Source organism: Streptomyces pilosus, from assembly GCF_014649835.1.
GTDB lineage: Bacteria > Actinomycetota > Actinomycetes > Streptomycetales > Streptomycetaceae > Streptomyces > Streptomyces pilosus.
The window spans coordinates 408,212-434,655 of sequence record NZ_BMTU01000005.1; the positions used below are offsets into that span (position 1 = coordinate 408,212).

Genomic DNA, 26,444 nt, shown 5'->3' on the forward strand with positions numbered 1-26,444 from the left:
CGCTCCGTCAAGATTGCGTCGCGTCCTGCGGATAACTTCCGGTACGGGAGGGGACGCCGTGCCCGACGCTCTGCACAAGACCTCCGCGCGGCCCGTAACGTGTGGCACGGCCACGGACACGTGGAGCACCTGCGCACACGAAAGCGAGGCAGCACCCGATGCCCCCCTTCGATGTTCCCGAGGGCGACCCCTTCGGCCCGCACAACCTGCCGTACGGCGTGTTCTCGCCCCCCGGCTCGTCGGAGCGGACCGTCGGTGTCCGGCTCGGCGACCACGTCCTGGACGCCGGCGCCGCGGCACACGCCCTGGGTTCCCCCTACGCCTCCCTGCTCGCCCGCCCGACCCTCAACCCGCTGCTGGCGGCGGGCCGGACGGCCTGGTCGGACGTACGGCGGGCGCTCACGGCCTGGGTGACCGTCCCCGCGCACCGGGAGACCGTCGAGCCGCTGTTCCACCCGCTGTCCGAGGTGACCCTGCACCTGCCCTTCGAGGTCGCGGACTACGTCGACTTCTACGCCTCCGAGAACCACGCACGGAACGTCGGCCGGATGTTCCGCCCCGACGCCGCCGACTCCCTGACCCCCAACTGGAAGCACCTGCCGATCGGTTACCACGGCCGGTCCGGCACCGTCGTGGTGTCCGGCACCGACGTCGTCCGCCCCTCCGGCCAGCGCAAGGCGCCCGCCGACGCCGCCCCGGTGTTCGGGCCGTCCGCCCGGCTCGACATCGAGGCGGAGGTCGGGTTCGTGGTCGGCACGCCGTCCGAGCGGGGCCGGCCGGTGCCGCTGGGCGACTACCGCGACCACGTCTTCGGCCTCTGCCTCCTCAACGACTGGTCCGCCCGCGACGTCCAGGCGTGGGAGTACGTGCCCCTCGGCCCGTTCCTCGGCAAGTCCTTCGTCACCTCGGTGTCGGCCTGGATCACCCCGCTGGACGCCCTGGAGGAGGCCCGGGTGGCGCCGCCGGAGCGCACCCACCCCCTGCTGCCGTACCTGGACGACACCGGTGAGGAGCCCGGGGGTTACGACCTGCGGATCACCGTGACCCTCAACGGGCACGTCGTCTCCGAGCCTCCTTTCTCCACCATGTACTGGACGGCGGCCCAGCAGCTCGCCCACATGACCGTCAACGGCGCGTCCCTGCGCACCGGTGACCTGTACGGCTCCGGCACGGTGAGCGGCCCCACCGAACGGGAACGCGGCTCGCTGCTGGAACTGACCTGGAACGGCCGCGATCCCCTCGAACTCCCCGACGGCAAGCGGACCTTCCTGGAGGACGGCGACGTGGTGACGCTGTCCGCCTGGGCGCCGGGCCCGGACGGCGTGCGCGTGGGCCTCGGCGAGGTCACGGGACGGGTGGTCCCCGCGCCCTGACCCATCCGGCCCTGTCCGATCTCCGCCGATCCCCGGCCCGCACCGCCCTTCGCCGTCATAATTGGCGTCGGGCGGTGTGCGCGTACCGGCACCGCGCCCCTCCGCACGACCCGCACGACCCGCACGCCCCCGAGCCGCCCCTTCCGACAGGAACCGGAGCCCGTGGCATGACCGTCTGCCTGCTCCTGCTGAGCGTTGTCGCCGTGACGGCCGCCGTGCCCGTCCCCCGGGCCCTGACCCGGGCGAAGTGGCCGGAACGGGAACCGGTGGTCGCCCTGTGGGTGTGGCAGTGCCTGGTCGCCACCGTCCTGCTGTGCTGTCTGACGGCACTCGCGCTGGGTGCCGCGGCCGTCTTCGGCACCGTCCGCGCCCAGCTCTTCGCCCCGGCGCCGCCCGCGGTGACCGCGGCCTACGACCTGTCCGCCGCCTCGCCCTGGACCGTCGTCCTCACCGTGCTGCTGGCCTGCGGCGCCGCCTGGACGACGGCGATGCTCGGACGCGAGCTGGCCGAGGCCCGCCGCCGGCGCGCACAGGCCCGGGCGCACTTGCGGGAGCGCGCCCCCGACCTGCCCGCGGGTCTGCCCGCCGCCCGCGGCCCCCTGCTGGTGCTGGAGGACGAGTACCCGGACGCGTGGTGGATGCCCGGCAGCCCGCCCCAGCTGATCGTCACCACCGGCGCGCTGCGGCGCCTCACCGACCACCAGGTCGACGCCGTCCTCACCCACGAGCGCGGCCACGCCCGCGCCCGCCACGACTGGCTGCTGCACCTCTCCACGGCCCTGGCCACCGGCTTCCCCCGGATCCCGCTGTTCGCCCACTTCTGCGACCAGACCCACCGCCTGGTGGAGCTGTCCGCCGACGACACGGCCTCCCGCCGCTGCGGCCACCTGACCACGGCCCTCGCACTGATCGAGCTGAACCAGCACCGCGGTGTCCTGTCCTGCTCCTCCAGCCACCGCCTGCTCGGCGAGCGCGTCGACCGCCTGCTGGAGCCGCCGCCCCGCCTCGGCCGCCGTGACCGTGCCCTGACGACCACCGCGGCGGCGCTGGTCCCGTTCGTCCCGCTGCTGATCACCTTCGCTCCCGGCCTGACGGCTCTGCCCAGGTGACCACCACCGGGCCGGGGTCCGCGACCCCGGCCCGCGTGCCGCCCCCGCCCGACGCGCAGCCACCCACGCCCGGTCGGCGACGCGCGGCCGCCTACGCCCAGTCGTCGGGCTCCGGCTCCTCGTCCGGCCAGTCGTCCGGGCCCTCGGGGCCGCCGGGCGCGGCAGCGGTTCCCGGCGCCGTCATCCCGGCCAGCACCGCCACGACACCCTCCCCGTACGTCGCCAGCTTCTTCTCCCCCACCCCGCTGATCCCGCCGAGCTCGGCCACCGACGCCGGCCACGCCGTGGCGATCTCCCGCAGCGTGGCGTCGTGGAAGATGACGTACGCCGGGACGCCCTGCTCGCGGGCCTGCTCGGCGCGCCAGGCGCGCAGCGCCTCGAACGCGGGCTGGAGCTCCTCGGGCAGCTCGGCCGCGGCGGCCTTGGCCCGGCGCTCGCCCCGGCCGCCCGCGCTCCGCGCCGCGGCCGGCTTCTTCGGCTCCTTGCGCAGCGGCACCTCCCGCTCCCGCCGCAGCACCGCCCCGCTCTCCCCGGTCAGCACCAGCGTGCCGTACTCCCCCTCGACGGCGAGCAGCCCCTGGGCGAGCAGCTGGCGCACCACGCCCCGCCACTCGGCCTCGCTCAGCTCCTCGCCGATGCCGAACACCGACAGCTGGTCGTGGTCGAACTGGATGATCTTGGCAGTGCGCCGCCCCAGCAGGATGTCCACGATCTGGCCCGCGCCGAACTTCTGCCCGCGCTCGCGCTGGAGCCGCACCACCGTCGACAGCACCTTCTGCGCCGCGACGGTGCCGTCCCAGGTCTCCGGCGGGGTCAGGCAGGTGTCGCAGTTGCCGCATCCCCGCGCGCCGGGTTCCTGGCCGAAGTAGGCGAGGAGCTGCCCGCGCCGGCACCGCACCGTCTCGCACAGTGCCAGCATCGAGTCCAGGTGTCCGCCCGCCCGCCGCCTGAACGCCTCGTCGCCCTCCCCGGACTGGATGAGCTTGCGCTGCTGCACGACGTCGTTGAGTCCGTAGGCCATCCAGGCCGTGGACGGCAGTCCGTCCCGCCCGGCGCGCCCGGTCTCCTGGTAGTAGCCCTCGACCGACTTGGGCAGGTCGAGGTGGGCGACGAACCGGACGTCCGGCTTGTCGATGCCCATGCCGAAGGCGATGGTCGCCACCACGACCAGCCCCTCCTCCCGCAGGAACCGCGCCTGGTGCGCGGCGCGCGTCCCCGCGTCCAGGCCCGCGTGGTACGGCACCGCCTCGACGCCGTTGCGCGAGAGGAACTCGGCGGTCTTCTCGACGGAGTTGCGCGAGAGGCAGTACACGATGCCCGCGTCCCCGGCGTGCTCCTCGCGCAGGAAGGTCAGCAGCTGCTTGCGGGGGTCGGCCTTGGGCACGATCCGGTACTGGATGTTGGGCCGGTCGAAGCTGGCCACGAAGTGGCGGGCGTCCGGCATCCTCAGCCGGTCGGTGATCTCCCGGTGCGTGGCGTGCGTGGCGGTGGCCGTGAGCGCGATCCGGGGCACCTCCGGCCAGCGCTCGCCCAGCAGGGACAGGCTGAGGTAGTCCGGCCGGAAGTCGTGCCCCCACTGGGACACGCAGTGCGCCTCGTCGATCGCGAAGACGGAGATCTTGCCGCGCGAGAGCAGGTTCAGGCTGCTGTCCAGCCGCAGCCGCTCCGGTGCGAGGTAGAGCAGGTCCAGCTCGCCGGCGAGGAACTCCGCCTCGACGGTCCGCCGCTCGTCGAAGTCCTGCGTGGAATTCATGAACCCGGCGCGCACGCCCAGCGCCCGCAGTGCGTCCACCTGGTCCTGCATCAGGGCGATCAGCGGGGAGACGACGACTCCCGTACCCGGTCTGACCAGCGCCGGGATCTGGTAGCACAGCGACTTGCCACCGCCGGTCGGCATGAGCACGACGGCGTCGCCGCCCGCGATCACGTGGTCGACGACCGCTTCCTGCTCACCCCGGAAGGCCTCGAACCCGAAGACCCGGTGCAGCACTGCCAGCGCCTCACCATCCGTCACTGCCATCCCGGCGACACCGCCCGTCCCTGCATCGTCCCGTCCCCCGTGCGTCGTACCTCGACCACTGCGTCCACGATAGGCGCCCGCACCGACAGCCCCCGGAGTTGTCCACAGCCCCGGGGGGAACGGCGGCGGCCCGGCACCCCGTCCAGGGGATGCCGGGCCGCCCGCCCGTTCCGCGGCACGCGGTGTCAGCGCACGAACACCCCCGCGTCGCCGGCCAGCTCCAGGAAGTACTGCGGCGCCACGCCGAGCACCACCGTGACCGCCACGCCGACCCCGATCGCCGTCATGGTCAGCGGTGAGGGCACCGCGACGGTCGGGCCCTCGGGGCGCGGCTCGCTGAAGAACATCAGGACGATGACGCGGATGTAGAAGAACGCCGCGATGGCCGACGAGATCACACCGACCACCACCAGCGGGGCCGCGCCGCCCTCCGCCGCCGCCTTGAACACGGCGAACTTCCCGGAGAAGCCGGAGGTCAGCGGAATGCCGGCGAAGGCCAGCAGGAACACCGCGAAGACCGCCGCCACCAGCGGGGAGCGGCGGCCGAGCCCCGCCCACTTCGACAGGTGCGTCGCCTCGCCGCCGGCGTCCCGCACCAGCGTGACCACGGCGAACGCGCCGATCGTCACGAACGAGTAGGCCGCCAGGTAGAACAGCACGGAGGAGATGCCCGACGGCGTGGCCGCGATGACACCCGCGAGGATGAAGCCCGCGTGCGCGATCGACGAGTACGCCAGCAGCCGCTTGATGTCGGTCTGGGTGATCGCGACGATCGCGCCGGCCAGCATGGTGACGATGGCGACGCCCCACATCACCGGCCGCCAGTCCCAGCGCAGGCCCGGCAGGACCACGTACAGGATGCGCAGCAGCGCTCCGAACGCCGCCACCTTGGTCGCCGCCGCCATGAAGCCCGTCACCGGCGTCGGGGCGCCCTGGTAGACGTCGGGCGTCCACATGTGGAAGGGCACGGCGCCGACCTTGAACAGCAGGCCCATGACCACGAGCGCGGCGCCGGTCAGCAGCAGCGCGTCGTTGCCCGTGGTGGCGGCGAGCGCCGGGGTGATCTCGGGCACGGTGCCCTCGACGACCTGCGCGATGGTCGCGTACGACATCGAGCCCGCGTAGCCGTACAGCAGGGCGATGCCGAACAGCATGAACGCGGAGGCGAACGCGCCGAGCAGGAAGTACTTGACCGCCGCCTCCTGCGACATCAGCCGCTTGCGGCGGGCCAGCGCGCACATCAGGTAGAGCGGGAGCGAGAGGACCTCCAGCGCCACGAACAGCGTCAGCAGGTCGTTGGCGGCCGGGAAGACCAGCATGCCGGCCACCGCGAAGAGCAGCAGCGGGAACACCTCGGTGGTCGTGAACCCGGCCCTGACGGCCTTCTTCTCGCTCTCGCTGCCCGGTACGGCCGCGGCCTGCGCGGCGAAGGAGTCGACGCGGTTGCCGTGCACCTCCGGGTCGAGCCGGCGCTCGGCGAAGGTGAACAGTCCGACCAGGGCGGTCAGCAGGATGGTGCCCTGGAGGAACAGGGCCGGTCCGTCGACGGCGATGGCGCCCATCGCCGCGATGCCCGCCTTGGTCGTGGCGTAGCCGTTCGCGGCGAGCGCCACGACGGCGGCGAACGCGGCGGCCAGCGCGACCACCGACACGAACATCTGTGCGTAATAACGGGACTTGCGCGGCACGAACGCCTCGACCGTGATCCCGACGATCGCCGCGCCGACGACGATCAGCATGGGGGCGAGCTGCCCGTACTCGATCTTCGGCGCGTCGATCTTCGCGATCGGCTCGGCCGCGGCCGCCGCCGTTGTCCACAGGCTGTGGACGGCTGCTGTTGCGCTCACTTGGCCGCCTCCACCTCGGGCCGGGGGTCCTTCTTCTGTACGTCGGACATGGTGTGCTCCACCGCCGGGTTCACGACGTCCGTGAGGGGCTTCGGATAGACGCCCAGGAAGACCAGCAGCACCACCAGCGGCGCCACCACGGCGATCTCCCGCACCCGCAGGTCGGGCATGGCCGAGACCTCGGGTTTCACCGGGCCGGTCATCGTCCGCTGGTAGAGGACGAGGACATACAGCGCGGCCAGGACGATGCCGAAGGTGGCGACGATCCCGATCACCGGGTAGCGCGTGAACGTGCCGACCAGGACCAGGAACTCACTGACGAAGGGCGCCAGTCCCGGCAGCGAGAGGGTCGCCAGGCCGCCGATCAGGAACGTCCCGGCGAGCACCGGCGCCACCTTCTGCACCCCGCCGTAGTCGGCGATGAGCCGGGAGCCGCGCCGCGAGATGAGGAATCCGGCGATCAGCATCAGCACGGCCGTCGAGATGCCGTGGTTGACCATGTAGAGCGTCGCGCCGGACTGGCCCTGGCTGGTCATCGCGAAGATGCCCATGACGATGAAGCCGAAGTGCGAGATCGACGCGTACGCGATCAGCCGCTTCATGTCGCGCTGGCCGACCGCGAGCAGCGCCCCGTAGATGATGCTGACGACCGCCAGGACGAGGACGACCGGCGTCGCCCACTTGCTGGCCTCCGGGAACAGCCCGAGGCAGAAGCGGAGCATCGCGAAGGTGCCCACCTTGTCGACGACCGCCGTGATCAGCACGGCCACCGGCGCGGTGGACTCCTGCATGGCGTTGGGCAGCCAGGTGTGCAGCGGCCACAGCGGCGCCTTCACCGCGAAGGCGAAGAAGAAGCCGAGGAACAGCCAGCGTTCGGTGTTCGTCGACATCTCCAGCTCGCCGCTGGCCCGCGCCGCGGCGATCTCGGTGAGCGAGAAGTTCCCGGCGACCACGTACAGCCCGATCACCGCGGCCAGCATGATCAGACCGCCGGCCAGGTTGTAGAGGAGGAACTTCACCGCCGCGTACGACCGCTGGGTCGCCGCCTTCTCCTCGCCGTGCTCGTGGGCACGGTCCCCGAAGCCGCCGATGAGGAAGTACATCGGGATCAGCATGGCTTCGAAGAAGATGTAGAAGAGGAAGACGTCGGTGGCCTCGAAGGAGAGGATCACCATCGCCTCGACGGCCAGGATCAGGGCGAAGAAGCCCTGTGTCGGCCGCCACCGCCTGCTCCCCGTCTCCAGGGGGTCGGCGTCGTGCCAGCCCGCCAGGACGATGAAGGGGATCAGCAGCGCGGTCAGCGCGATCAGCGCCACCGCGATGCCGTCCACACCCAGCTCGTAGCGGACGCCGAAGTCCGCGATCCAGGCGTGCGACTCGGTGAGCTGGTAGCGGTCGCCGCCCGGCTCGAACCGCACCAGGACGACGATCGCCAGGACGAGGGTGGCGAGCGAGAACAGCAGGGCCAGCCACTTGGCGGCCGTGCGCTTCGCGGCCGGCACGGCGGCCGTGGCGATCGCCCCGATGGCCGGGAGCGCCGCCGTCGCTGTCAGCAGAGGAAAGGACATCGGTATCAGACCGCCCTCATCAGCAGGGTCGCGGCGACGAGGACCGCGGCGCCGCCGAACATCGAGACCGCGTAGGAGCGCGCGAAGCCGTTCTGCAGCCTGCGCATCCGCCCGGACAGGCCGCCCATGGAGGCCGCCGTGCCGTTTACGACCCCGTCGACCAGGGTGTGGTCCACGTACACCAGCGAGCGGGTGAGGTGCTCACCGCCGCGGACCAGGACCACGTGGTTGAAGTCGTCCTGGAGCAGGTCGCGCCGGGCGGCCCGGGTGAGCAGCGATCCGCGCGGGGCGACGGCCGGCACCGGACGGCGCCCGTACTGGGCCCAGGCGATCGCCACGCCGACGACCATCACGGCGACCGTGGAGAGCGTCACCGTCAGGGCGCTGACCGGCGGATGGCCGTGGGCGTACCCGGTGACGGGCTCCAGCCAGTGCACGAAGCGGTCCCCGATGCTGAAGAACGCACCGCCCGCGACCGATCCGACGGCCAGCACGATCATCGGGATCGTCATGGACCGCGGCGACTCGTGCGGGTGCGGCGGCTCGTACGTGCCGCGCGTCGCGGCGGACGGCTCCACGCCGGGGGCGGCCGGGGACGGCGTCGGCGCGTCGCGCCAGCGCTCCTCGCCGAAGAACGTCATCAGCATCACGCGTGTCATGTAGTACGCGGTGATGGCCGCGCCCAGCAGCGCGCAGGCGCCGAGGATCCAGCCCTCGGTGCCGCCCTTGGCGAACGCCGCCTCGATGATCTTGTCCTTGGAGAAGAAGCCGGACAGGCCCGGGAAGCCGATGATCGCGAGGTAGCCGAGGCCGAAGGTGACGAACGTGACCGGCATGTACTTCCTGAGGCCGCCGTAGCGGCGCATGTCGACCTCGTCGTTCATGCCGTGCATCACCGAGCCGGCGCCGAGGAACAGTCCGGCCTTGAAGAAGCCGTGCGTCACCAGGTGCATGATCGCGAAGACATAGCCGATCGGGCCGAGGCCGGCGGCCAGCACCATGTAGCCGATCTGCGACATGGTCGAGCCGGCCAGCGCCTTCTTGATGTCGTCCTTCGCGCAACCGACGATCGCACCGAACAGCAGCGTGACCGCGCCGACGATGGTGACCACCAGCTGGGCGTCCGGGGCGCCGTTGAAGACGGCCGCGGAGCGGACGATGAGGTACACGCCCGCCGTCACCATGGTGGCGGCGTGGATCAGGGCGGAGACCGGGGTCGGGCCCTCCATCGCGTCCCCGAGCCAGGACTGCAGCGGCACCTGGGCGGACTTGCCGCACGCCGCGAGCAGCAGCATCAGGGCGATGGCGGTGAGCTTGCCCTCGCCCGCCTCACCGGCGAGACCGGCCTCCCCCGCGCCGCCGAGCACCGGCCCGAAGGCGAAGGTGCCGAACCACAGGAACATCAGCATGATCGCGATGGACAGGCCCATGTCGCCGACGCGGTTGACCAGGAAGGCCTTCTTCGCGGCCGTGGCGGCGCTGGGCTTGTGCTGCCAGAAGCCGATCAGCAGGTAGGAGGCGAGACCGACGCCCTCCCAGCCGACGTACAGCAGCAGGTAGTTGTCGGCGAGGACGAGGATCAGCATCGCCGCGAGGAACAGGTTCAGGTAGCCGAAGAAGCGGCGGCGCCGCTCGTCGTGCTCCATGTACCCGACGGAGTACAGGTGGATCAGCGAGCCGACGCCGGTGATCAGCAGGACGAACGTCATCGACAGCGGGTCGAGCCGGAAGGCGACGTCGGCCTGGAACCCCTCCACCGGGATCCAGCTGAACAGGTGCTGCGTGACGGTGCGTTCCGCCTCGCCCTTGCCCAGCAGGTCGGTGAAGAGCACCAGGCCGAGCGCGAAGGAGACGGCCGCGAGCAGCGTGCCGATCCAGTGGCCGACGGCGTCAAGACGGCGTCCGCCGCACAGCAGGACCACCGCTCCGAGCAGGGGCGCCGCCACCAGCAGCGCAATCAGGTTCTCCACGATTCAGCAGCCCCTCACAGCTTCATCAGGCTGGCGTCGTCGACCGAGGCCGAGTGGCGGGAACGGAACAGGGACACGATGATCGCCAGTCCGACCACGACCTCCGCGGCGGCCACGACCATCGTGAAGAACGCGATGACCTGCCCGTCGAGGTTGCCGTGCATCCGGGAGAAGGCGACGAAGGCGAGGTTGCAGGCGTTGAGCATGAGCTCGACGCACATGAACACGACGATCGCGTTGCGCCGGATCAGCACACCCGTGGCGCCGATCGTGAACAGCAGCGCGGCCAGGTACAGGTAGTTGACGGGGTTCACTTCGACGCCTCCTCGGCCCGCTCGGACATCGGCGGATCGATCGCCTTGCGCTCCAGGCGTTCCTCGGCGCGCTGCTCCATCGCCCGCAGGTCGTTGATGGCCTCCTGCGACACGTCGCGGACCTGGCCGCGGTCCCGCAGCGTCTTGCTGACGGTGAGGTCCGACGGGGTGCCGTCGGGCAGCAGGCCCGCGATGTCCACGGCGTTGTGCCGGGCGTAGACACCGGGCGCCGGCAGCGGCGGCAGGTACTTGCCGTCGCGCACCCGCTGCTCGGCCAGCTCCCGCTGGGTCCTGGCCCGCTCGGTGCGCTCCCGGTGGGTCAGCACCATGGCGCCGACCGCGGCCGTGATGAGCAGGGCACCGGTGATCTCGAAGGCGAAGACGTACTTGGTGAACAACAGGGCCGCGAGGCCCTCCACGTTGCCGCCCGCGTTGGCCTCGCCGATGCCGCTGAACTCGTCGAGCGAGGCGTTGCCGATCCCGCCGACCAGCAGGACGCCGAAGCCGAGACCGCACAGCAGGGCCAGCCAGCGCTGGCCCTTGATGGTCTCCTTCAGGGAGTCGGCCGCGGTGACGCCGACCAGCATCACCACGAACAGGAACAGCATCATGATCGCGCCGGTGTAGACGATGATCTGGACGACGCCCAGGAAGTAGGCGCCGTTGGCCAGGTAGAACACCGCGAGGATGATCATCGTCCCGGCGAGGCAGAGCGCGCTGTGCACGGCCCGCCGCATGAACACGGTGCACAGGGCGCCGATCACGGCGACGGTGCCCAGGATCCAGAACTGGACGGCCTCTCCGGTGGAGGTGCCGGCGGAGAGAGTCACCGCGGCGGCGAGCTGACCGGTCATCGCCCGACCACCTTCCCCGACGCCGGTTCCTCCGGACCGAAGGTCGAGTCGGCCTCCTGGACCACCTCGCCCTCGGAGTGGGCGGCCTGCTGCTCCGTGCCGGGCGCGGCCTCGGTCACCAGGCCCCGGTAGTAGTCCTGTTCGTCGGTTCCCGGGTACATGGCGTGCGGGGAGTCGACCATGCCCTCCTCCAGACCGGCGAGCAACTGCTCCTTGGTGTAGATGAGGTTGGCGCGGCTGGAGTCGGCCAGCTCGAACTCGTTGGTCATCGTCAGCGCGCGCGTGGGGCACGCCTCGATGCACAGCCCGCACAGGATGCAGCGGGCGTAGTTGATCTGGTAGACGCGCCCGTACCGTTCACCGGGCGAGTAGCGCTCCTCCTCGGTGTTGTCCGCGCCCTCGACGTAGATCGCGTCGGCGGGACAGGCCCAGGCGCACAGTTCACAGCCGACGCACTTCTCCAGGCCGTCCGGATGGCGGTTGAGCTGGTGCCGTCCGTGGAAGCGGGGAGCGGTGGTCTTCTGCTGCTCCGGGTACTGCTCGGTCAGCCGCTTCTTGAACATGGCCTTGAAGGTCACGCCGAAGCCGGCCACGGGGTTCAGGAAACCGGGCTTGGTGTCCTTGGGTTCCTCAGCCATCGGACGCCTCCTTTCCATCCGTAGATCCGCCCGGAGATTCGTCACTCCGGGTCTCGGGACCGCCGCTGGCGATCAGCTCCCGCTCCCGGCGCGGGCGCCGGCGCGGCACGGGCGGCACCTCCTGGCCCGGCAGCGGCGGCACGGGGAACCCGCCCGCCATGGGGTCGAAGCCCGGCTCCTCGCCGGGCCGTTCGGCCTCCTTGCCCTTGCCGCGGAACATGTCGGCGACGAAGGAGAGCAGCAGCAGCGCGAGGACGCCCCCGGCGATGTAGAGCGCGATGTCGGCGAAGTCGTAGTTCTCGTTGCGCAGCGCCCGCACGGTGGCGACCGCCATCAGCCACACCAGGGCGACCGGGATGAGCACCTTCCAGCCGAGCTTCATCAGCTGGTCGTAGCGCACACGCGGGAGGGTGCCGCGCAGCCAGACGAAGCAGAACAGCAGCGTCAGCAGCTTGCCGGTGAACCAGAGCATCGGCCACCAGCCGTGGTTCGCGCCCTCCCAGAAGGTGCTGATCGGCCACGGGGCCCGCCAGCCGCCCAGGAAGAGGGTCACGGCGACGGCGGAGACGGTCACCATGTTGATGTACTCGGCGAGCATGAACATCGCGAACTTGATCGACGAGTACTCGGTGTTGAAGCCGCCGACCAGGTCGCCCTCGGACTCCGGCATGTCGAAGGGGGCGCGGTTGACCTCGCCGACCATCGTCACGATGTAGATCAGGAAGGACACCGGCAGCAGCAGGATGTACCAGCGGTCGGCCTGCTGCTCGACGATCGTCGACGTCGACATCGACCCCGAGTAGAGGAACACCGAGGCGAACGCGGCTCCCATGGCGATCTCGTAGGAGATCATCTGGGCGCAGGAGCGCAGGCCGCCGAGGAGCGGGTAGGTGGAGCCGGAGCTCCAGCCCGCCAGGACGATGCCGTAGATGCCGACCGAGGCCACCGCGAGGATGTACAGCATCGCGATCGGCAGGTCGGTGAGCTGCATCGTGGTGCGCTGGCCGAAGATCGAGACCTCGTTGCCGGCCGGCCCGAAGGGGATCACGGCGAACGCCATGAAGGCCGGGATGGCCGCGACGACCGGCGCGAGGACGTAGACGACCTTGTCCGCGCGCTTGACGACGACGTCTTCCTTCAGCATCAGCTTCACGCCGTCGGCGAGCGACTGGAGCATGCCCCAGGGGCCGTGCCGGTTGGGGCCGATGCGCAGCTGCATCCAGGCGACGACCTTGCGCTCCATGACGATGGAGAGCAGCACGGTCACCATCAGGAAGGCGAAGCAGAACACCGCCTTGACGACGATCAGCCACCAGGGGTCGCGGCCGAACATCGAGAGGTCTTCAGCGGCGAGGTACGGGCTCATGCCTCCACCTCCTGGGGGGCCTCACCGGCGAGCGTCGCCGGGCCGATACGGACGAGGGAACCGGGCAGGGCCCCGGTGCCGGAGGCGACGCCGCCGCCCACGGAGTTCAGCGGCAGCCAGACCACCCGGTCGGGCATCTCGGTGACGGCCAGCGGCAGTTCCACCGTCCCGGCGGTGCCGGTCACGGCCAGCAGGTCGCCGTCCTTGACGCCCACCTCGGCGGCCGTGGCGGCCGACAGGCGGGCGCAAGCGGCGTGCCGGGTGCCGGCCAGCGCCTCGTCGCCCCGCTGGAGCAGGCCCTCGTCGAGCAGCAGCCGGTGCCCGGCGAGCACGGCCTCCCCGGCGGCGGGCCGGGGCAGGCCGCCCGCGGTCTCCAGCGGGTCGGTGGCCCGGGGGCCGTCCCAGGCGCCGAGCCGGTCGAGCTCCGCGCGGACGGTGCGCAGGTCCGGCAGGCCCAGGTGGACGTCCATGGCGTCGGCGAGCATCTGCAGCACGCGCGCGTCGGTGGGCGCCACCCGGCGGGTCATCTGGTCGGGCTTGAGCGCCGCCTCGAAGAGGCGGACCCTGCCTTCCCAGTTGAGGAAGGTGCCGGCCTTCTCGGCGACCGCGGCGACGGGCAGGACCACGTCGGCGAGTGCGGTGACCTCGCTGGGGCGCAGCTCCAGCGAGACCACGAACCCGGCCTCGGCGAGCGCGGCCCGCGCGCGGGCCGGGTCGGGCAGGTCGGCGACCTCCACGCCCGCCACCAGCAGCGCCTGGAGCTCACCGCGGGCCGCGGCGTCGACGATCTCCGAGGTGTCGCGGCCGTAGCGGTGCGGCAGTTCGGCGACGCCCCACGCGGCGGCGACCTCCTCACGGGCGCGCGGGTCGGTCGCCGGGCGGCCGCCCGGCAGCAGGGCGGGCAGCGCGCCCGCCTCCAGCGCGCCGCGCTCCCCGGCCCGGCGCGGGATCCACACCAGCCGGGCGCCGGTCGCGGTGGCGAACCGGACGGCCGCGGTGAGCCCGCCCCGTACGGCCGCCAGCCGCTCGCCCACGACGACGACCGCGCCCTCGGTGCGCAGCGCCTCGGCGGCCGCGGCCCCGTCGCCCTCCAGGCCGACGCCGCCGGCCAGCGCGTCCAGCCACTCGGTCTCGGTGCCGGGGGCCGCCGGCAGCAGGGTGCCGCCGGCCTTCTCCAGCCCGCGCGTGGCGTGCGTGGCCAGGGCGAAGGTCCTCTGCCCGTGTCCCCGCCAGGCCTTGCGCAGCCGCAGGAAGACCCCGGGTGCCTCCTCCTCGGACTCGAACCCGACCAGCAGCACGGCGGGCGCCTTCTCCAGGGAGGTGTACGTGACGCCCGTGCGGTCCAGGTCCCGGCCGCGGCCCGCGACCCGGGCGGCGAGGAAGTCGGCCTCCTCGGCGCTGTGCACGCGCGCCCGGAAGTCGATGTCGTTGGTGTCGAGCGCCACCCGCGCGAACTTGCTGTACGCGTAGGCGTCCTCGACGGTGAGCCGGCCGCCGGTCAGCACACCGGTGCGGCCCCGGGAGGCGAGCAGCCCCTGGGCCGCGATCTGCAGCGCGTCGGGCCAGGACGCGGGCTCCAGGTCGCCCTCGGCGTTGCGCACGAGGGGGGTCTCCAGCCGGTCCCGCAGCTGCGCGTACCGGAACCCGAAGCGGCCCTTGTCGCAGATCCACTCCTCGTTGACCTCGGGGTCGTCGGCGGCGAGCCGCCGCATGACCTTGCCGCGCCGGTGGTCGGTGCGGGTGGCGCAGCCGCCGGAGCAGTGCTCGCACACCGACGGCGACGAGATCAGGTCGAAGGGGCGGGAGCGGAACCGGTAGGCGGCCGAGGTGAGCGCGCCGACCGGGCAGATCTGGATGGTGTTCCCGGAGAAGTACGACTCGAAGGGGTCGCCCTCACCGGTGCCGACCTGCTGGAGCGCGCCCCGCTCGATCAGCTCGATCATCGGGTCGCCGGCGATCTGGTGGGAGAACCGGGTGCAGCGCGCGCAGAGCACGCACCGCTCGCGGTCCAGCAGCACCTGGGTGGAGATCGGTACGGGCTTCTCGTAGGTGCGCTTCCTGCCCTCGAAGCGGGACTCGGCGTTGCCGTGCGACATCGCCTGGTTCTGCAGCGGGCACTCGCCGCCCTTGTCGCAGACCGGGCAGTCCAGCGGGTGGTTGATGAGCAGCAGCTCCATCACACCCTTCTGGGCCTTCTCCGCGACCGGCGAGGTGAGGTGGGTCCTGACCACCATCCCGTCGGTGCAGGTGATGGTGCAGGAGGCCATGGGCTTGCGCTGGCCCTCGACCTCGACGATGCACTGGCGGCAGGCGCCGGCCGGGTCGAGGAGCGGGTGGTCGCAGAACCGGGGGATCTCGATGCCGAGTTGCTCGGCGGCCCGGATGACCAGGGTGCCCTTGGGCACGCTGATCTCGGCGCCGTCGATCGTCAGGCTGACGAGGTCCTCGGGCGGCAGGGCCGCCTCGCCCCCGCCGGAGGGGGCGTTGGTGGTCACCGTCATGCGTGCACCTCCGTACGGTCGGCCCAGGCCGTCGACTTGGCCGGGTCGAAGGGGCAGCCACGGCCCGTGATGTGCTGCTCGTACTCCTCGCGGAAGTACTTGAGCGAGGAGAAGATCGGCGAGGCGGCGCCGTCGCCGAGGGCGCAGAAGGACTTGCCGTTGATGTTGTCGGCGATGTCGTTCAGCTTGTCGAGGTCGGCCATCTGCCCCTTGCCCGCCTCGATGTCCCGCATCAGCTGGACCAGCCAGTACGTGCCCTCGCGGCAGGGGGTGCACTTGCCGCAGGACTCGTGGGCGTAGAACTCGGTCCAGCGGGTGACGGCGCGCACCACGCAGGTCGTCTCGTCGAAGCACTGCAGGGCCTTGGTGCCGAGCATGGAGCCCGCGGCGCCGACCCCTTCGTAGTCGAGGGGCACGTCGAGGTGCTCGTCGGTGAACATCGGGGTGGAGGAGCCGCCCGGCGTCCAGAACTTCAGCCGGTGGCCCGGCCGCATGCCGCCGCTCATCTCCAGCAGCTGGCGCAGGGTGATGCCGAGGGGCGCCTCGTACTGGCCGGGGCTCGCGACGTGGCCGCTGAGCGAGTACAGCGTGAAGCCGGGGGACTTCTCGCTCCCCATGGAGCGGAACCACTCCTTGCCCCGGTTCATGATGGCGGGAACCGACGCGATCGACTCGACGTTGTTCACCACGGTGGGGCACGCGTAGAGGCCCGCGACGGCGGGGAAGGGGGGACGGAGCCGCGGCTGGCCCCGGCGGCCTTCGAGCGAGTCGAGCAGTGCGGTCTCCTCACCGCAGATGTAGGCGCCCGCGCCCGCGTGCACGGTGAGTTCCAGGTCGAGTCCGCTGCCCAGGATGTTCTCGCCGAGGAGTCCGGCCGCGTAGGCCTCGCGGACGGCCTCGTGCAGGCGCCGCAGGACGGGGACGACCTCACCGCGGAGGTAGATGAAGGCGTGGGACGACCTGATGGCGTAGCAGGCGATGACGATGCCCTCGATGAGGCTGTGCGGGTTGGCGAAGAGGAGCGGGATGTCCTTGCACGTCCCGGGCTCCGACTCGTCGGCGTTGACCACCAGGTAGTGGGGCTTGCCGTCCCCCTGGGGGATGAACTGCCACTTCATCCCCGTCGGGAATCCGGCGCCGCCGCGGCCGCGCAGACCGGACTCCTTGACGTAGGCGATGACGTCGTCCGGCGACATGGCGAGCGCCTTGCGGAGCCCCTCGTAGCCGTCGTGCCTCTTGTAGACGTCCAGCGTCCAGGACCTGTCCTCGTCCCAGAAGGCGGACAGCACGGGTGCGAGCAGCTTCTCCGGGCTCATGTCCTTCAGTTCGGGTGCCAAGGTCATCACTCCCCCTCCTCGGCGACGGGACCCGACGGGTGCTTCGGGTCGGAGGCCGATGTGTCCTTCGGCGCGTCGTGCGAGCTGAGGTGCTCGGTGGGCGACGGCTCGTGCGGCGGGGTGTCCCGGGGCGCCTCACCGCGCGGGTGCACCACGCGCGCCGGCGCGGTCTCCCCCTTGGCCAGCTTCAGGCCGATCAGGGAGGCGGGTCCGGCGCTGCCGGTGGCCTCGACGGCCCCCTCGCGTTCGTCGGGGAAACCGGCCAGGACGCGGGCGGTCTCCTTGAAGGTGCACAGGGGCGCCCCGCGGGTGGGCGCGACCGGACGGCCGGCGCGCAGGTCGTCGACCATGCGCTTGGCGCTCTCGGGGGTCTGGTTGTCGAAGAACTCCCAGTTCACCATCACCACGGGGGCGAAGTCGCAGGCCGCGTTGCACTCGATGTGCTCCAGGGTGACCTTGCCGTCGTCGGTGGTCTCCCCGTTGCCGACGCCGAGGTGCTCCTGCAGCTCCTCGAAGATCGCGTCCCCGCCCATGACCGCGCACAGGGTGTTGGTGCACACCCCGACCTGGTAGTCACCGCTCGGGCGGCGCCGGTACATGCTGTAGAAGGTGGCGACCGCGGTCACCTCGGCGGTGGTGAGGTCCAGCATGTCCGCGCAGAACCGCATCCCGGTGCGCGTGACGTGCCCCTCCTCGGACTGCACGAGGTGCAGCAGCGGCAGGAGGGCGGACCGGGAGTCCGGGTAGCGGGCGATGACCTCGCGCGCGTCGGTCTCCAGCCGGGCCCGGACGTCGTCCGGGTAGGCGGGGGCGGGCAGTTCGGGCATGCCCAGGCTGACGCCCCGCTCGGACCGCTCGGAAGATGAGGTGGTCACCGGTCGACGCCTCCCATCACGGGGTCGATGGACGCGACGGCGACGATGACGTCGGCGACCTGGCCGCCCTCGCACATCGCCGCCATGGCCTGCAGGTTGGTGAAGGACGGGTCGCGGAAGTGGACCCGGTGGGGGCGGGTGCCGCCGTCGGAGACGACGTGCACGCCGAGCTCGCCCTTGGGCGACTCGACCGCCGTGTACGCCTGGCCCGGCGGGACCCGGAAGCCCTCGGTGACCAGCTTGAAGTGGTGGATCAGGGCCTCCATGGAGGTGCCCATGATCTTCTTGATGTGGTCGAGGGAGTTGCCCAGTCCGTCCGGTCCCAGGGCGAGCTGGGCGGGCCAGGCGATCTTCTTGTCGGCGACCATCACCGGTCCGGGCTGGAGCCGGTCCAGGCACTGCTCGACGATGTGCAGCGACTGGCGCATCTCCTCCAGCCGGATCAGGAAGCGGCCGTAGGAATCGCAGGTGTCGGCGGTGGGGACCTCGAAGTCGTAGGTCTCGTAGCCGCAGTACGGCTGCGCCTTGCGCAGGTCGTGCGGCAGGCCGGTGGAGCGCAGGACCGGGCCGGTGGCGCCGAGGGCCATGCAGCCGGCCAGGTCCAGGTAGCCGACGTCCTGCATGCGGGCCTTGAAGATGGGGTTGCCGGTGGCGAGCTTGTCGTACTCCGGCAGGTTCTTGCGCATCTTCTTCACGAACTCGCGGATCTGGTCCACCGCGCCGGGCGGCAGGTCCTGGGCGAGTCCGCCGGGGCGGATGAACGCGTGGTTCATCCGCAGGCCCGTGATGAGCTCGAAGATGTCGAGGACGAGCTCGCGGTCGCGGAAGCCGTAGATCATGATCGTGGTCGCGCCGAGCTCCATGCCGCCGGTGGCGATGCACACCAGGTGGGAGGAGAGCCGGTTCAGCTCCATCAGGAGCACGCGGATGATCGAGGCGCGGTCGGGTACCTGGTCCTCGATGCCGAGGAGCTTCTCCACCGCGAGGCAGTACGCCGTCTCGTTGAAGAACGGCGTCAGGTAGTCCATGCGCGTCACGAACGTGGTGCCCTGGGTCCACGTGCGGTACTCGAGGTTCTTCTCGATGCCGGTGTGGAGGTAGCCGATGCCGCAGCGGGCCTCGGTGACCGTCTCGCCGTCGATCTCCAGGATCAGGCGGAGCACTCCGTGGGTGGACGGGTGCTGGGGGCCCATGTTGACGACGATGCGCTCGTCGTCGGCGCGGGCCGCGCTCTCGACGACCTCGTCCCAGTCGCCGCCGGTGACGGTGTAGACGGTGCCTTCGGTGGTCTCACGAGGGGATGCGTTGGTCATCGCTGCCTCCCGAAGGGAGTCGTTGAGGGGTGGGGGCCGGGAGACGGGTGGGCGCTCACGAGTACGACCTCCGTTGGTCCGGAGCCGGGATCTGGGCGCCCTTGTACTCGACGGGGATGCCGCCGAGGGGGTAGTCCTTGCGCTGCGGGAAGCCCTGCCAGTCGTCCGGCATCATGATCCTGGTCAGGGCCGGGTGGCCGTCGAAGACGATGCCGAAGAAGTCGTACGTCTCGCGCTCGTGCCAGTCGTTCGTCGGGTAGACGGAGAACAGCGACGGGATGTGCGGGTCGCTGTCGGGGGCGCTGACCTCGAGCCGGATCAGCCGGTTGTGGGTGATCGAGCGCAGGTGGTAGACGGCGTGCAGCTCGCGGCCCCGGTCGTTCGGGTGGTGCACGCCGCTGACGCCGGTGCACAGTTCGAAGCGCAGGGCGGGGTCGTCGCGCAGGGTCCGGGCGACGCGGACGAGGTGCTCGCGTTCGATGTGGAAGGTGAGTTCGCCGCGGTCGACGACCGTCTTCTCGATGGCGTTCGCCGGAAGGAGGTCCTGCTCCTCCAGCGCGCCCTCGAGTTCGTCGGCGACCTCGTCGAACCAGCCGCCGTAGGGGCGGCTCGCCGGTCCGGGCAGCCGGACCGAGCGGACCAGCCCGCCGTAGCCGGAGGTGTCGCCGCCGTTGTCGGCGCCGAACATGCCGCGCTGGACGCGGATCTCCTCGCCGCCCCGGCCTCGCTGACCGGGGAGGTTCTCCGCGGAGAGGTCCTTCTCGGGGTTGACGCCGTCACCCGCGGTGTCGTTCGCGTCGCTCATCGCAGCAGCCCCTTCATCTCGATCGTGGGCAGGGCCTTGAGCGCCGCCTCCTCCGCCTCGCGGGCCGCCTCCTCGGCGTTCACGCCGAGCTTGGAGGACTGGATCTTCTGGTGGAGCTTGAGGATCGCGTCCATCAGCATCTCGGGGCGGGGCGGACAGCCGGGGAGGTAGATGTCGACCGGCACGATGTGGTCGACGCCCTGCACGATCGCGTAGTTGTTGAACATGCCGCCCGAGGAGGCGCAGACCCCCATGGAGATCACCCACTTGGGGTTCGGCATCTGGTCGTAGACCTGGCGCAGCACCGGCGCCATCTTCTGGCTCACCCGCCCGGCGACGATCATGAGGTCCGCCTGCCGCGGGGAGCCGCGGAAGACCTCCATGCCGAAGCGCGCCAGGTCGTAGCGGCCGGCGCCGGTGGTCATCATCTCGATGGCACAGCAGGCGAGGCCGAACGTGGCGGGGAAGACGGACGACTTGCGCACCCAGCCCGCGGCCTGCTCGACGGTCGTCAGCAGGAATCCGCTCGGCAGCTTTTCTTCGAGTCCCATGACTTGTGGCCCCTCAGTCCCATTCCAGGCCGCCGCGCCGCCATACGTACGCGTACGCGACGAAGACGGTGAGCACGAAGAGCAGCATCTCCACGAGCCCGAAGATCCCCAGGGCGTCGAAGCTGACGGCCCAGGGGTAGAGGAAGACGATCTCGATATCGAAGATGATGAAGAGCATCGCCGTCAGGTAGTACTTGATGGGGAAGCGCCCGCCGCCGGCCGGCGTGGGGGTCGGCTCGATACCGCACTCGTAGGCCTCGAGCTTGGCGCGGTTGTACCGCTTCGGACCGATCAGCGTGGCCATGACCACGGAGAAGATCGCAAAGCCTGCCCCGAGGGCTCCCAGTACGAGGATGGGCGCATACGCGTTCACCGCTCCTCGCTCCTCTCAGTCGGCATTGACTGCTGGCGTTTGTGCGGCGGGCTCCGTCAGCCCCAACTGCCCCACGAACCACGCCCGCCCCGGCGAAGATCGAGAACATGTGAAGCAGGTCACAAGCCCAACCGCTCCGCATCCTATGCCCGAGGGTCTGTGATCTGCGACACGGGGTATTCCACAACCTTTGTGATCTCCACCACCTGACGAACGATCATGAAGTCGGATGAGCGGTGATCTTCATACGCCAAGCGTTCGCGTGATCACCAAAGGTGACATTTTGACTGGTCAGCGCAGCTCAGAGGGTCCGTCTCCATATCAAGATGCTTCCCGTGCATGCAAATTGGCGCCGGACTTGATCTCTTGATAGAAGCCGCGTTCACACGTCGGAGGGGATGCGGGGCGGGATGTGGACGTGTGCACGCGTTCACGAAGTCGGGGCGTCACGATCCGGACACGCACGGTCAGTAGCCCGCTCCGGCCCACTTCGGACCGCCCCGCCCGCCGGACGCGGCGGACGGGGCAACCGTTCCGTGACGTGCGTCACATCGATGAGAGCCGGAGGAGAGGAGGGCTTGGCCAACCACCCGAACCGGTGGTAGGCGCGGGGCAATTCGGACGTAACGATGAAAGTACGTGATCACGGGCCGATCACGGACGCCCGCAATGTCCGTTACGGCGTCAATAAAGAGCTCCGCGCCGGGTTTTCGGAGCCCCGGTTGAACAACTGTGGCGCAGCACACGTTTCTTGAAGATATGAAGCAGCCCCTGGTACCGGTTGTTCCCATGTCCCACACCGCTCACATACGCAGCCACCGGAAACCCCGCCGTACCGCCTCGTCCACGATGGCGATGCGGGCCGGAGTTGCCGGTGGCGTCCTCAGCACCCTGGCAGTGGCCGGGGCCTCGGGTTCGGCGAACGCCGCCGAGCCGGTGACGCAGACCCTCGAACTGCCCACCCTGACGGCCGACCTGGCCGCTCAGGTCGCCCAGTCCGCGGACGCCACCCAGCAGGCCGCCGCGAACTACCAGCTGCAGGCCGAGCGTGACGCGGCCGCCGCCCAGGCCGCCAAGCAGGCCAAGGCGGACCTGGCCGAGGCCAAGGAGAAGGCCGAGGCGAAGAAGAAGGCAGCGGAGGAGGCCCGCAAGGCCGCCGCCGAGCGCGCCTCGCGCGACGCCGGACGCACCACCCTGGCCACCACCGCCTCGACCGCGACCGCGTCGGCGCCCGCCAGCGGCAGCGTCGGTGCGGTCATCTCCTTCCTCAAGGCGCAGGTGGGCGACGCCTACGTCATGGGCGCCACCGGCCCCAACGCCTGGGACTGCTCGAGCCTGGTGCAGGCCGCGTTCAAGCAGGTCGGCGTGGACCTGCCGCGCGTCTCGCAGGACCAGTCGACGGTCGGCACCGACATCCCGCTGTCGCAGGTCCAGGTCGGGGACATCCTGTACTGGGGCGGCAAGGGCTCCGCGTACCACACGGGTGTCTACATCGGTGACGGCCAGTACCTGGACGCCGCCAACCCGTCCAAGGGCGTCGTCATCCAGGACCTCTCCGGCTACCCCGCCTCGGGCGCCGTCCGCGTGCTCTGAGCCGCGCCCGCACGGGCTGAAGGGCCGCCGCCGCACGCCGGCGGCGGCCCTCCCCCGTCGACCGCGTCCCGCGGTCCGCGTCCACGCCCCGCAGTCCGCGTCCACGCCCCGCACACCGGGCCGAGATCACCCGATTGCCCGAATCATCCCACCCGGGCGACGCGTTGACGGCACCCCCATGCCCCGACGGCACTCCCTGAAGCGCCGTGACGGCCCCTCACGGCGCCCCGCACGCACGCCGACGGCCGGAGCCCGCACACGGGACCCCGGCCGCCCACAGCGCCGCTCACGGCGTCGGCGTCAGGCGCGTCGGCCGCTCGGGCGGACGCGCCGCCTCATGCCTTCGGCGCCACCTTGCTCAGCCCGTTGATGATGCGGTCCATGGCGTCGCCGCCCGTGGGGTCGGTCAGGTTGGCGAGCAGCTTCAGGGTGAAGCGCATCAGCATCGGGTGGGTCAGCCCGCGCTGGGCGGCGATCTGCATGACCTTCGGGTTGCCGATGAGCTTCACGAAGGCCCGGCCGAGCGTGTAGTAGCCGCCGTAGGTGTCCTTGAGCACGCGGGGGTAGCGCTGGAGCGCGATCTCCCGCTGGGCCGGTGTGGCCCGCGCGTGCGCCTGGACGATGACGTCGGCGGCGATCTGCCCGGACTCCATGGCGTAGGCGATGCCCTCACCGTTGAACGGGTTGACCAGGCCGCCCGCGTCCCCGACGAGGAGCAGTCCGCGGGTGTAGTGCGGCTGTCGGTTGAAGGCCATCGGGAGCGCGGCGCCGCGGATCGGCCCGGTCATGTTGTCCGGGGTGTAGCCCCAGTCCTCCGGCATGGACGCGCACCAGGCCTTGAGGACTTCGCGCCAGTCCAGCTCCTTGAAGGAGTCGGAGGTGTTCAGCACGCCGAGGCCGACGTTGCTGGTCCCGTCGCCCATGCCGAAGATCCAGCCGTAGCCGGGCAGCAGCCGGTCCTGCGGGCCGCGGCGGTCCCACAGTTCCAGCCACGACTCCAGGTAGTCGTCGTCGTGGCGGGGCGAGGTGAAGTAGGTGCGGACGGCGACGCCCATCGGCCGGTCCTCGCGCCGGTGCAGGCCCATCGCCAGGGACAGCCGGGTGGAGTTGCCGTCGGCGGCCACCACCAGCGGGGCGTGGAAGGTGACCTCCCGCTTGTCCTCACCGAGCTTGGCCTTCACGCCCGTGATGCGGCCGGTGCGGTCGTCGATGACCGGCGCACCCACGTTGCACCGCTCGTAGAGCCGGGCGCCCGCCTTCTGGGCCTGCCGGGCGAGCTGCTCGTCGAAGTCGTCGCGCTTGCGGACCAGTCCGTAGTCCGGGAAGGAGGCGAGTTCCGGCCAGTCGAGCTGGAGGCGGACGCCGCCGCCGATGATGCGCAGGCCCTTGTTGCGCAGCCAGCCGGCCTCCTCGGAGATGTCGATGCCCATCGCCACGAGCTGCTTGGTGGCGCGCGGGGTGAGGCCGTCGCCGCACACCTTCTCGCGCGGGAACTCGGTCTTCTCCAGCAGGAGCACGTCGAGTCCGGACCGGGCCAGGTGGTAGGCGGTGGTGGAGCCGGCTGGCCCCGCGCCGACGACGATCACATCGGCGGTGTTGTCGGAGAGGGGCTCGGTCACGGCGGGATCTCCCCAAGGTTCGAAATCTGCGTGCCGACCGGCACTGGACACGGGCAGTCTATTCAGCGGCATCGATCACCCGGCTGAAGGGCTGCCCCGTGGACCGAGCTCTCCCCGCTGTACGGCTGCGTGTTCCCACGCACGAGGACGCCTTCACCTGGCACCACCTCTTCGACGACCCGGACGTCATGGAGTTCCACGGCGGCAGGGCGGCGGACCTGTCGGTCTACGAGGAACTGACCGCCCGCCAGCGCCGGCACGACGCCCAGCTCGGCTTCTGCCTGTGGACCGTCACCGACACGTCGGGCCGGGTCATCGGCTTCACCGGCGCCCAGCCGTGGGAGCGCGACTGGGGCCCGACGGGCGAGATCGAGATCGGCTGGCGGCTCGGGCGGGAGCACTGGGGCAAGGGGTACGCCACCGCTGCGGCCCGGGAGACCCTGGAGCGCGTGGGTGCGGCGGGCGTGCGGGGCGTGGTGGCGATGGTGGACGCGCGCAACGCCCGTTCCGCCGCGGTCACCCGGCGGCTCGGGATGCGCCTCGCCGAGACCTTCCTGACCCCGGTCTCACGGCGCGAGGCCCACTGCCACCGCCTCGACCTCCGGCCGGCCACCCCTACCGCGGTAACGCCGGGTAACCGTTTGTCACGGAACGCCACACGGAGCTTCCGGCGGACGCCGCACCGGTCTACGGTGCCGGTACCGCTGGGGGGTGACGTCCGTGCGTGTGACACCCGAGGGTCCCGGAACACCCGGAGTGCGCGTGCCGCGCCTGGTCGGACTGATGGCCGTGGACGCGCGCGCGTCGGCCCGCGCACTCGGCCTGTCCGTGGACGCCCCCGACCGGCCGGACTTCCCCTCCGCCGTCGTCGACCACGTCGTGCGCCAGTATCCGCAGCCCGGCACGGAGGTGCCCCGGCACTCCGTGGTCCACGTGTGGTTCGACCTCGGCCCGGGCGAGGGCGGCGGAGGGGTGCGCGAGCGGCGCGGGCCGGTGCCGCCCCCGGGCGGTCCGCGGCGGGAACTGCGGGAGCCCGGCCCGCCCCCCGCGGTGGTGCTCAGCTCTCCTTGAAGCCCCGGTGCAGCGCCACCACTCCGCCGGTCAGGTTCCGCCAGGCCACCCGCGACCAGCCGGCGCCCTTCAGCCGGTCGGCCAGCCCGGGCTGGTCGGGCCAGGCGCGGATGGACTCGGCGAGGTACACGTACGCGTCCGGGTTGGACGACACCGAGCGGGCCACCGGCGGCAGCGCGCGCATCAGGTACTCGGTGTAGACGGTGCGGAACGGCGCCCATGTCGGGTGGGAGAACTCGCAGATGACGATCCGCCCGCCGGGCCGGGTGACCCGGTGCATCTCGCGCAGCGCCGCGTCGGTGTCCTGCACGTTGCGCAGCCCGAAGGAGATGGTGACGGCGTCGAAGACGTCGTCCCTGAAGGGCAGCCGGGTCGCGTCGCCCGCGGTGTACGGCAGCCAGGCGTGGTTGCGCTTGCCCACCCGCAGCATGCCGAGGGAGAAGTCGCAGGGCACGACGTAGGCGCCGCTGCGGGCGAAGGGCATCGACGACGTGCCCGTGCCGGCCGCCAGGTCCAGGACCTTCTGCGCGGGCCGGGCGTCGACGGCCCGGGCGACCTCCTTGCGCCATCGCCGGTCCTGCCCGAGGGACAGCACGTCGTTGGTCAGGTCGTACCGTTCCGCGACGTCGTCGAACATCGAGGCGACTTCGTGCGGCTGCTTGTCCAGGGATGCGCGGGTCACGGGCCCATTCTTGCAGCCCCGTCCCGGCCCGCCCCCGGCGGTGTCCCGGCCCGTCCGCGGACCGGTCAGCGCCGCCGGTACACCAGGCGGCCGCCCACCACCGTGACCACGCACGTGGCCGCGCCGTCCCGCACGAGGGCGTCGCGGTCGGGCACGTCGAACACCGCGAACCGCGCGGGTCTGCCCGCGCCGAGGCCCGGCAGCAGCACCAGGGGCACCGGGGAGAGCGCCGCGGGCCCGGGCAGTGCGGCCGGACGGCCCGCCCGGGCGAGCCCGGCCCTGCGCACCGCGTCCAGGGCCTCGCGGGTGCGCAGTTCGCCGGCGACCGCGACCGTTCCGTGCGCCAGCATGCGCTGGACTCCGCGGCGGGCGCTGGCGGCCCGCGCGGACGGGCCGGCACCGAGGAGCGCCCGCGCGCGCTCCCCGAACACCGGCTCGCTGCCGAGCCGGTCCGCCTCACGCGGGTCGGGGTGGTACGCCTGCTCCAGCAGTTCCGGCCCGTACGGGTTGAGCAGTCCGGGCGTCAGGATGCCGGGCCACCGCCGCAGCCGGGCGTCCGGATGACCGGCGGCCAGCCGTTCGTACGGGCCGACGGCGGCGATGTGCGCGCCCTCGACCAGAACGGCGGTCCCGGGCGAGGCGTCGGCGGTGTGAAGGGTCAGCAC

22 protein-coding genes and 1 pseudogene are annotated in these 26,444 nt (G+C 71.4%); 5 read left to right on the plus strand and 18 right to left on the minus strand.

The features are described from left to right. Positions 1–158 precede the first annotated feature (158 nt). Both fahA and IE118_RS15730 read left to right on the plus strand, forming a co-directional pair. Complete coding sequence (gene fahA, locus IE118_RS15725; protein ID WP_189558494.1) at positions 159–1,373, plus strand: fumarylacetoacetase; 1,215 nt, start codon at positions 159–161, stop codon at positions 1,371–1,373. A 167-nt stretch (positions 1,374–1,540) separates the two neighbouring features. After that, on the plus strand, positions 1,541–2,482 hold the full coding sequence (locus IE118_RS15730) for a M56 family metallopeptidase (protein WP_189558495.1): 942 nt from the start codon (positions 1,541–1,543) through the stop codon (positions 2,480–2,482). A 91-nt stretch (positions 2,483–2,573) separates the two neighbouring features. Here IE118_RS15730 and recQ read toward each other — a convergent pair whose 3' ends face one another. The 15 genes from recQ to IE118_RS15805 form a co-directional block, all read right to left on the minus strand. After that, positions 2,574–4,502 carry a DNA helicase RecQ gene (gene recQ / locus IE118_RS15735; protein ID WP_189558496.1) on the minus strand — a complete coding sequence of 643 codons (1,929 nt, stop codon included), beginning with the start codon at positions 4,500–4,502 and terminating at the stop codon, positions 2,574–2,576. A 185-nt stretch (positions 4,503–4,687) separates the two neighbouring features. After that, positions 4,688–6,349 carry an NADH-quinone oxidoreductase subunit NuoN gene (gene nuoN, locus IE118_RS15740; RefSeq protein WP_189558497.1) on the minus strand — a complete coding sequence of 554 codons (1,662 nt, stop codon included), beginning with the start codon at positions 6,347–6,349 and terminating at the stop codon, positions 4,688–4,690. Beyond that, a complete protein-coding gene (locus tag IE118_RS15745) occupies positions 6,346–7,917 on the minus strand; it encodes an NADH-quinone oxidoreductase subunit M (RefSeq protein ID WP_189558498.1) in 1,572 nt (523 codons plus the stop codon). The genes nuoN and IE118_RS15745 overlap by 4 nt, the downstream gene beginning before the upstream one ends. Positions 7,918–7,922: 5 nt before the next feature. Then, entirely contained in the window at positions 7,923–9,887 is a 1,965-nt protein-coding gene (gene nuoL / locus IE118_RS15750; RefSeq protein ID WP_189558499.1) for an NADH-quinone oxidoreductase subunit L, read from the minus strand. A gap of 14 nt (positions 9,888–9,901) precedes the next feature. Continuing rightward, positions 9,902–10,201: an NADH-quinone oxidoreductase subunit NuoK gene (nuoK, locus tag IE118_RS15755; RefSeq protein WP_037929353.1), complete on the minus strand. Its 300-nt coding sequence runs from the start codon at positions 10,199–10,201 to the stop codon at positions 9,902–9,904. Further along, the gene (locus tag IE118_RS15760; protein ID WP_189558500.1) at positions 10,198–11,055 is read right to left on the minus strand and encodes an NADH-quinone oxidoreductase subunit J; all 858 of its coding nucleotides are present in this window, start codon (positions 11,053–11,055) and stop codon (positions 10,198–10,200) included. Before IE118_RS15760 ends, nuoK begins: the two co-directional genes overlap by 4 nt. Then, positions 11,052–11,693, minus strand: a complete 642-nt coding sequence (gene nuoI / locus IE118_RS15765) for an NADH-quinone oxidoreductase subunit NuoI (protein ID WP_189558501.1) — start codon at positions 11,691–11,693, stop codon at positions 11,052–11,054. The genes IE118_RS15760 and nuoI overlap by 4 nt, the downstream gene beginning before the upstream one ends. Continuing rightward, entirely contained in the window at positions 11,686–13,059 is a 1,374-nt protein-coding gene (nuoH, locus tag IE118_RS15770; RefSeq protein WP_189558502.1) for an NADH-quinone oxidoreductase subunit NuoH, read from the minus strand. Before nuoH ends, nuoI begins: the two co-directional genes overlap by 8 nt. Further along, a complete protein-coding gene (locus IE118_RS15775; protein WP_189558503.1) occupies positions 13,056–15,560 on the minus strand; it encodes an NADH-quinone oxidoreductase subunit G in 2,505 nt (834 codons plus the stop codon). Before IE118_RS15775 ends, nuoH begins: the two co-directional genes overlap by 4 nt. Beyond that, on the minus strand, positions 15,557–16,903 hold the full coding sequence (nuoF, locus tag IE118_RS15780; protein WP_373298353.1) for an NADH-quinone oxidoreductase subunit NuoF: 1,347 nt from the start codon (positions 16,901–16,903) through the stop codon (positions 15,557–15,559). Before nuoF ends, IE118_RS15775 begins: the two co-directional genes overlap by 4 nt. Next, positions 16,903–17,772, minus strand: coding sequence for an NADH-quinone oxidoreductase subunit NuoE (gene nuoE, locus IE118_RS15785; RefSeq protein WP_189558505.1), 870 nt, complete (start codon positions 17,770–17,772; stop codon positions 16,903–16,905). Before nuoE ends, nuoF begins: the two co-directional genes overlap by 1 nt. After that, positions 17,769–19,085: an NADH-quinone oxidoreductase subunit D gene (locus IE118_RS15790; protein WP_189558506.1), complete on the minus strand. Its 1,317-nt coding sequence runs from the start codon at positions 19,083–19,085 to the stop codon at positions 17,769–17,771. Before IE118_RS15790 ends, nuoE begins: the two co-directional genes overlap by 4 nt. Positions 19,086–19,140: 55 nt before the next feature. Beyond that, the gene (locus tag IE118_RS15795) at positions 19,141–19,890 is read right to left on the minus strand and encodes an NADH-quinone oxidoreductase subunit C (protein WP_189558507.1); all 750 of its coding nucleotides are present in this window, start codon (positions 19,888–19,890) and stop codon (positions 19,141–19,143) included. Further along, positions 19,887–20,441: a NuoB/complex I 20 kDa subunit family protein gene (locus IE118_RS15800; protein WP_018528252.1), complete on the minus strand. Its 555-nt coding sequence runs from the start codon at positions 20,439–20,441 to the stop codon at positions 19,887–19,889. The genes IE118_RS15795 and IE118_RS15800 overlap by 4 nt, the downstream gene beginning before the upstream one ends. Before the next feature lie 13 nt (positions 20,442–20,454). Then, the gene (locus tag IE118_RS15805; RefSeq protein ID WP_019755222.1) at positions 20,455–20,814 is read right to left on the minus strand and encodes an NADH-quinone oxidoreductase subunit A; all 360 of its coding nucleotides are present in this window, start codon (positions 20,812–20,814) and stop codon (positions 20,455–20,457) included. 759 nt (positions 20,815–21,573) lie between these two features. On the opposite strand from IE118_RS15805, the gene IE118_RS15810 reads away from it, so the two are divergent. Beyond that, on the plus strand, positions 21,574–22,407 hold the full coding sequence (locus IE118_RS15810; RefSeq protein ID WP_189558508.1) for a C40 family peptidase: 834 nt from the start codon (positions 21,574–21,576) through the stop codon (positions 22,405–22,407). Positions 22,408–22,742: 335 nt separating this feature from the next. On the opposite strand, the gene IE118_RS15815 is transcribed toward IE118_RS15810, so the two are convergent. Further along, positions 22,743–24,026, minus strand: coding sequence for a geranylgeranyl reductase family protein (locus tag IE118_RS15815; protein ID WP_189558509.1), 1,284 nt, complete (start codon positions 24,024–24,026; stop codon positions 22,743–22,745). A gap of 98 nt (positions 24,027–24,124) precedes the next feature. Here IE118_RS15815 and IE118_RS15820 point away from each other — a divergent pair. Further along, positions 24,125–24,628, plus strand: a pseudogene (locus IE118_RS15820) (GNAT family N-acetyltransferase); the annotation flags it as partial. A gap of 154 nt (positions 24,629–24,782) precedes the next feature. Beyond that, positions 24,783–25,097 (plus strand): PASTA domain-containing protein, encoded by a 315-nt coding sequence (locus tag IE118_RS15825; protein WP_189558657.1) that lies wholly within the window; start codon positions 24,783–24,785, stop codon positions 25,095–25,097. Here IE118_RS15825 and IE118_RS15830 read toward each other — a convergent pair. After that, the gene (locus IE118_RS15830) at positions 25,084–25,779 is read right to left on the minus strand and encodes a demethylmenaquinone methyltransferase (RefSeq protein WP_189558510.1); all 696 of its coding nucleotides are present in this window, start codon (positions 25,777–25,779) and stop codon (positions 25,084–25,086) included. The two genes, IE118_RS15825 and IE118_RS15830, sit on opposite strands and share 14 nt — an antisense overlap. Positions 25,780–25,844: 65 nt before the next feature. Continuing rightward, complete coding sequence (locus IE118_RS15835) at positions 25,845–26,444, minus strand: imidazolonepropionase-like domain-containing protein (RefSeq protein WP_189558511.1); 600 nt, start codon at positions 26,442–26,444, stop codon at positions 25,845–25,847.